Genomic DNA, 6,611 nt, shown 5'->3' with positions numbered 1-6,611 from the left:
AAGACCCACAGCGCCGATGGTACTGCACCCGGGAGGGTGTGGGAGAGTAGGACACCGCCGGACAACCATTCAACCGGGGAGCCCCGACCACACGGTCGGGGCTCCCCGCATTTAACACCCAAAACAAACACCGCACCCTCTGCGGTATGGAGGTCGCCCATCGGTAGCATGGTGGCCGACTGGTAGTCTTCTGGGTCCCGTTTCTTGCCTCAACGCTGGGCCTCAGGAGTCTCCTAAGCCCGGGACCGTGAGGACTCCCATCACCAAAGACAGTGCACCGAGCAGGAGAGCGGTACGAAATGAATGGGATGAAGTTGGCTATGGTGCGGCCGATTTGGTGCCCGCAAGTCCAGCTGCGGAAGGCTGGAGCCAGTGCTCGGATTGCTTATTCATCACTGCCGGCCTGGTTGCTAGGGCTGCCACTGCCATTCGTCCCCACTGTGCTCTCAGACTAGCTGGGCCACGGCCGGACCAGCCGTACCGGCGCCAGGCCGCCCTCGGTGGCAATAAAGTGTGTCGTCTTGTCGCCCCATGCCGACCACAATCCTGCCCGCCTTACGCCGGCAACGCATTTGGCAAGGAAAACGACGACGGCAGCTTCGACCACCGTTCGGCGGTGCCTCTACAACCTGCCGATCCGGTAATCCAAGGTGGCCTTGTCCGCCGTCGAGCGATGTGCCAGCGGCCTGAATAGGGTCCAAAAACCCTCAAAAATCGGTGATTTGCGTCAAAAAAGCGCGGAAACACGCGGAAGTTGCTGGCCATGTGGGCCCAAGCTGGTAAGTTTTCGAACAGTGGCTTGCTCGCAGTCCGCTTGTAAGTTCAAAAACGTATGAGTCCAGGAGGACGTAAATGGCTAAGAACCGTAGTGAACTCGTTTCAGAGGTAGCAGGCAAGGCCGGCACCAGCCAGGCAGCCGTCAACTCTGTGCTCGATGCACTCTTCGAGGTGTTCGAGGCATCTGTCGCCGCAGGCGAGAAGATCACCATCCCGGGCTGGCTCGCCGTTGAGCGCACCGACCGCGCCGCACGCACGGGCCGCAACCCGCAGACGGGCGAAACCATCCAGATCGCCGCTGGCCACAGCGTCAAGCTGACCGCTGGCTCCAAGCTGAAGGCTGCTGTCGCCAAGAAGAAGTAATTGCCTTTGGGCGTAAGCCATGGAAGGGACGGCGGCCGGCTTGGTTGCCGTCCCTTCTGCTGTTAATGCCACTACTCCTCCCCAATGGCTTCCCGATTCGCCGCCCGGCACTAGGTAGCGGACAATGGATAAGTGCCACTAGCAAGAAATTCAGCAACTGCCCCCTCCACAGCTCCCAAGCCGGGAGCGCGTGGAGGTACTGCCGTGATGGGTGTCTCGGTTCCCTGGCAGCTTGCCGGTGTGGCCGTACTTTTCGTGGCCATGGCTCTGGCCCTCGTCTTCTCGGGCGCAGCGGCGGCCCGCCAAGTCTCAGACCCCGGGGCTTTGGTCCGTTGGGGACTTCCGATTGCCAAAGCCGTCCAGGACATGTCCTTGGCCACTGTGGTGGGAGGGCTGTTATTTGCCGTTGGGATTCTACCCAAGAACCTCGGCGGCTCCCGCTCCCGTGACAAGGATCTTGACGCCCCCGAGCATCCCGCTTTCACGCGGGCCCTCGCCGTAGCGGCCGGGGCGGGCGCTGCATGGACCCTCTCCGCCGTCGCGGTCCTGGTCCTGACCTATTCGGACGTGGCGGGTTTGGGTATCTCCGGTGATGCGCAGTTCACGCGGTCACTGGTCTACTTCATGACGGATATTGATACCGGAAAAGCATGGCTCGCCGTCACCATCATTGCCGCCGTTGTCACTACGGCACTGTTTGGCGTGCGGTCATTGACCGGTCTGGCATTCACGTTGGTCCTCGCGCTTATCGGACTGATTCCGACAGCCCTCATTGGCCACTCCTCGAGCTCAAGCGATCACGAGGGGGCCATCAACTCTTTGGGGTTGCACCTCCTCGGCGTCTCCACGTGGGTCGGCGGAATCATCATGCTCGCTGTGCTGTCCGGCCTCCTCGGCGGGTCCAAGAGCAAAGGGACCACGGACATCACGGACCAAACGCTGCGTCGGTTCTCGTCGTTGGCCGGCTTTGCGTTCGTGCTGGTGTTTGGATCCGGCGTCATCAACGCGGCAATCCGGGTCACCAGTTTTGGCGACTTGTTCGGTTCCGCGTACGGCCAGATCATCGTCGCCAAGACCTTGGCCACGCTGGTGCTCGGCGGTATCGGCTTCATGCACCGGAAATGGGTGATTCCCCAGCTCAGCAAAAGCGGTTCACTCTCCGCACGCCGCGTGCTGTGGCAGTTGGTCTTGGTTGAACTGCTGGTCATGGGTGCGACGTCGGGACTCGCGGTCGCTCTAGGGCGCTCCGCCCCGCCGCAACCCACCACATACGCCCCGGATGCGTCCCCGGCCTTCATTCTTTCCGGCTACGAGCTACCGCCTGAGCTGACTCCGCTACGTTGGTTGACCGAATGGCGGCTTGATTGGCTCTGGGTAGCTGTGGCGCTCTTTGGGGCCGTGACGTACATCCTCGGCATCGCCAAGGTCCGGAAACGTGGGGACAAGTGGTCCTGGTTCCGGTCGGTGAACTGGTTCATTGGCCTGGTGGCACTCACCTACATCACCTCCGGACCTCCATCGGTGTATGGCCGGGTACTGTTTTCGGCCCACATGGTGGACCACATGGCGTTGACCATGGTGGCACCCATCTTCTTGGTGCTGGGCACACCCGTGACGCTCGCCCTGCGTGCACTTCCGAGCCGGGGTGAAGGTACGCACGGTTCGAGGGGCCTGCGGGAGTGGTTGCTGCTTTTCGTCCATTCACGGTTCTCCCAGGTGGTGACCCACCCGTTGTTTGCTGCGGCAAACTTCGCCGGCTCGATCGTTTTGTTCTATTACTCGGACCTCTTCGGCTTGGCGATGCGCCAACATGTGGGCCATGAGCTCATGAACCTTCACTTCCTCCTCACCGGTTACATCTTTGTACTGAGCATGATCGGGAGCGATCCCTTGCCGCGGCGTGCCCCGTATCCCATGCGCCTGCTTCTCTTGCTGGCCACCATGGCCTTCCACGCCTTCTTCGGCGTCGCGATCATGGGGGGCACCGGTTTGCTGGCAGCGGACTACTTCGGGAACCTGGGCCGGACCTGGGGTGCGTCGGCCATCGGCGACCAGCAACTCGGCGGGGCTGTGGCGTGGGGCATCGGTGAAGTCCCCACCCTTCTTGTCGCTATCGGAGTGGCGGTCATGTGGTCCCGCTCGGACGAACGGGAAACCCGCAGGGTCGACCGTGCAGCTGACAGGAATAATGACGCCGACCTCAGTGCTTACAACGATATGTTTGCCCGGCTGGCCGATCGCGATGCCAAAATGACCAGCCGACCCGCACCTGGTAACTCAGCGAACGCGGAAGCCACAGACGACTCAACGGGTCAGCCCGAACGAAACACCAAGCTGGAAGGACGCTCATGAGCGATACCGTACGCACCCAACTGCGGGTCCGGGCCTCGGAACTGGAGGGCCGTGGATGGCTCAACACGGGTGGTAAGTCCTTGGACCTTGAGTCTCTTCGCGGCAAGATCGTGCTGCTGGATTTCTGGACTTTCTGCTGCATCAACTGCCTTCACGTCCTCGACGAGCTCCGCCCGTTGGAGGAGAAGTACTCCGACGTCCTGGTGACAGTGGGCGTGCATTCGCCCAAGTTCGAGCATGAAGCGGACCCCGTGGCATTGGCATCAGCCGTCGAGCGGTACGAAATCCACCACCCGGTTTTGGATGACCCCGAGCTGGCCACGTGGAAGGCTTACACAGCCCGCGCTTGGCCCACCCTGGTTGTGGTGGACCCTGAGGGCTACATCGTTGCCCACCTCTCCGGTGAAGGCCACGCTGGCGGCCTGGGCGTCCTGCTCGAGGAACTCGTGGCCGAGCACGAAGCCAAGGGAACCCTCCACCGTGGAGACGGCCCCTACGTGGCGCCAGCGCCGACGTCGGGCACTTTGCGCTTCCCTGGCAAGGCCACCCAACTTGCCAACGGCAATTACTTGGTTGTGGACTCGGGCCACCACCGATTGGTGGAGTTGCGTCCCGATTTGGAAACCGTCGAGCGCGTCATTGGGTCGGGTACCAAGGGATACGCGGACGGCCAGGCAGAGATCGCGCAATTCAACGAACCCCAGGGCGTGGCGCTCTTGCCGCCTGACCTCGCGTGGAAGCTCGGCTACGACGCCGTCGTGGCCGACACCGTCAACCACCGCCTCCGCGGTGTGACCCTGAGCTCCGGTTACGTTCAGACCGTGGCGGGCAACGGTGTTCAGCGGTTGCTGGACGCTGGTCCGGCCCGCGTGACGGAGTCGGGTGCGGGCGATTGGTCCAAACACCACGACGGCGGCCCTGCCGACTTCGCTGCCGACGCCGTCGACGTCGGGGTGCTCGGCCTTGGTACCGGTGTCTCGCTCTCCTCGCCATGGGACGTGGTATGGAGCGCAAAGCTGCAGCGCGTGGTAATTGCCATGGCAGGAACGCACCAGATCTTTGCTTTCGATCCGTTGACCAATGGCGTGTCCATCCTGGCAGGTTCAGGCTTGGAGGGGCTCCTGGACGGCAAAGCCGAAGAAGCATGGTTTGCCCAGTCGTCCGGTTTGGCCATCGATGCCGACGACAACATCTGGGTGGCTGACTCCGAAACATCCTCGTTGCGCCGCCTCGTGATCGGCGATTCCGGGGTGACCGTGGAGACAGCAGTGGGTAAGGGCCTGTTCGACTTTGGGTTCCGGGATGGCGCGGCTGATGACGCACGCCTACAGCACCCCCTCGGAGTCACGGTTCTCCCGGACGGCTCGGTGGCGATCGCTGACACGTATAACGGTGCCGTACGTCGATACGACCCCACGACGAAGACCGTCTCCACCTTGGCTCGGGGTCTCGCAGAGCCGAGCGATGTCGTCGTAGTTCAGGTGGAGGGCAGCGAGCCGCTGCTTGTTGTGGTGGAGTCCAACAAGCACCAGCTGGTTTTGGTGCCGATCCCCAAGGAAGCCCAGCAGGTTGATGAGGGCGCATCGCAGACGCACCGGCCCAAGAGCCCGGTGACCCCAGGAGCGCTGGAATTGACCGTCCGTTTCAAGGCCCCCACAGGCCAGAAGTTGGATGACCGTTGGGGTGACCCCACGCAGCTGAAAATCTCATCCACGCCAGCCGAACTCCTGGTTTCCGGAGGCGGAACGTCGGTGGGCCTGTTGCGCACGCTCGAGTTGTCGAGCGATGTTCCCGAGGGCATCCTTCACATCACCGCGCGCGCAGCTGCCTGCGACGGACCCGAAACTGAAGACGGGGAGATCCCGGATCACGCAGCCTGCCACCTTTACCAGCAGGACTGGGGCATCCCGGTTGTGTTGCAGGCGGATGGCGAATCGGAGCTTGTGCTGGACCTTCGGGGCATGGACTAACAGCGGGCATGGACTAAAAGCGAGGCATCAGGGGGCAAAGCGAGGCATCAGGGGGCGAAGTGCCCGGAGCGGACCGATCTAGAAGGTCAGCATCGGCGTCACGGTCACTTTGCCGCCTGAGACATCCAGCTGCGTGGTGAAGCTGAAATCATGCTCCACGCTGAGGTCGTGCGCAACGCCGGTGAACAGGTCTATCTCGCGGGCGGTTAGCTTGGCTTTGCCGTTGAGCGGCGCTACCACCCATCTGCCACTGAACGGTTCGATGGTGACCTTGGGGTACTCCGTGATGGCCCACTTGATGGTTCCATCCACTACGCGGGCGTTACTCACGTGGTAGAACGGGCAGTCGGGCTGAAGCCGTTGTTGCGCTGTGGCCTGGGCGGCACAGGTGTCCAGGAACTCCTTGACTTTGCCTTGGACGGCGTCGTTCATGGCTTTGGTGGAGCGGGTTTGCAGGTTCAGCGGTGCCTGCGCAGTATCGCGGGTTGAAACGAGGGCTGACGTCGGTGGCGCTTCGAAGTAGGTCCCGTTGAGGCTGGCCTCGTACTTGCCCGGGTAGAAGACGGCGAAAGTGTTCCGGCCGTTGGGCATGTTCACGGGCATACCGTTGAGTGCTACCTCGCTGGCGTTGACCACCGTGACGTCGATGGTGGGCAGCGTGGTGGGAACAAACGCCCATTTCGCGAAGAACAACCATTGAGTGTCCACCCGTTCCACCAGGAACTCAGTGTGAAGCCGCTTGCCGTCCAAGGTGTAGTCGACCGGAACCGCCATCCGGTTGCCGTCACGGGACTGCGGGGTGCCCACCTTGATGTCGGCCAATGTGGAGGCGGCCGTTTGCAGGGCAGTTCCGTCCAGCATCGCAGCGTTTGCAGGCGGCACTTTGGCCCGCAGGAGGCCCAAAGCTTCTTCGCCTTTGCCGCTCTGCAAGGCTTGAAGGTATTCCTTGACGGGCTGTTGCGGGCTCGCCACCGACGAGCTGACCACATTGATGCAAACTATGGCTCCGGCGACAGCAAGCATCAGACCGAGAAGCCACCCGGCTGCGGTCTTGACTATCGCTTGGCTCACCTGCACGCCCTTTACGTTACCTGCAGCGGGCGCAACCACGGCGCAGGATGACGTCAGGGCGGGTTTTATCCACCGTGT

Annotated in this window: 4 protein-coding genes; 3 read left to right on the top strand and 1 reads right to left on the bottom strand. The window is 62.3% G+C overall.

Features of this window, described 5'->3' with window-relative positions:
- Positions 1–852: 852 nt before the first annotated feature.
- The 3 genes from SB659_RS14045 to SB659_RS14035 all read left to right on the top strand — a co-directional run bounded on the left by SB659_RS14045 (position 853) and on the right by SB659_RS14035 (position 5,462).
- Positions 853–1,140 carry an HU family DNA-binding protein gene (locus tag SB659_RS14045; RefSeq protein ID WP_284976225.1) on the top strand — a complete coding sequence of 96 codons (288 nt, stop codon included), beginning with the start codon at positions 853–855 and terminating at the stop codon, positions 1,138–1,140.
- A 207-nt stretch (positions 1,141–1,347) separates the two neighbouring features.
- Positions 1,348–3,492, top strand: coding sequence for a cytochrome c oxidase assembly protein (locus tag SB659_RS14040; protein WP_410550807.1), 2,145 nt, complete (start codon positions 1,348–1,350; stop codon positions 3,490–3,492).
- Entirely contained in the window at positions 3,489–5,462 is a 1,974-nt protein-coding gene (locus SB659_RS14035) for an NHL domain-containing thioredoxin family protein (protein WP_410550797.1), read from the top strand. Before SB659_RS14040 ends, SB659_RS14035 begins: the two co-directional genes overlap by 4 nt.
- A gap of 78 nt (positions 5,463–5,540) precedes the next feature.
- On the opposite strand, the gene SB659_RS14030 is transcribed toward SB659_RS14035, so the two are convergent.
- On the bottom strand, positions 5,541–6,533 hold the full coding sequence (locus tag SB659_RS14030) for a hypothetical protein (protein ID WP_410550796.1): 993 nt from the start codon (positions 6,531–6,533) through the stop codon (positions 5,541–5,543).
- Positions 6,534–6,611 lie beyond the last annotated feature (78 nt).

The sequence above is a fragment of the Arthrobacter sp. SIMBA_036 genome, from assembly GCF_046535135.1.
Classification (GTDB): Bacteria; Actinomycetota; Actinomycetes; order Actinomycetales; family Micrococcaceae; genus Arthrobacter.
This window is presented reverse-complemented; position numbering and strand designations above follow the sequence as displayed.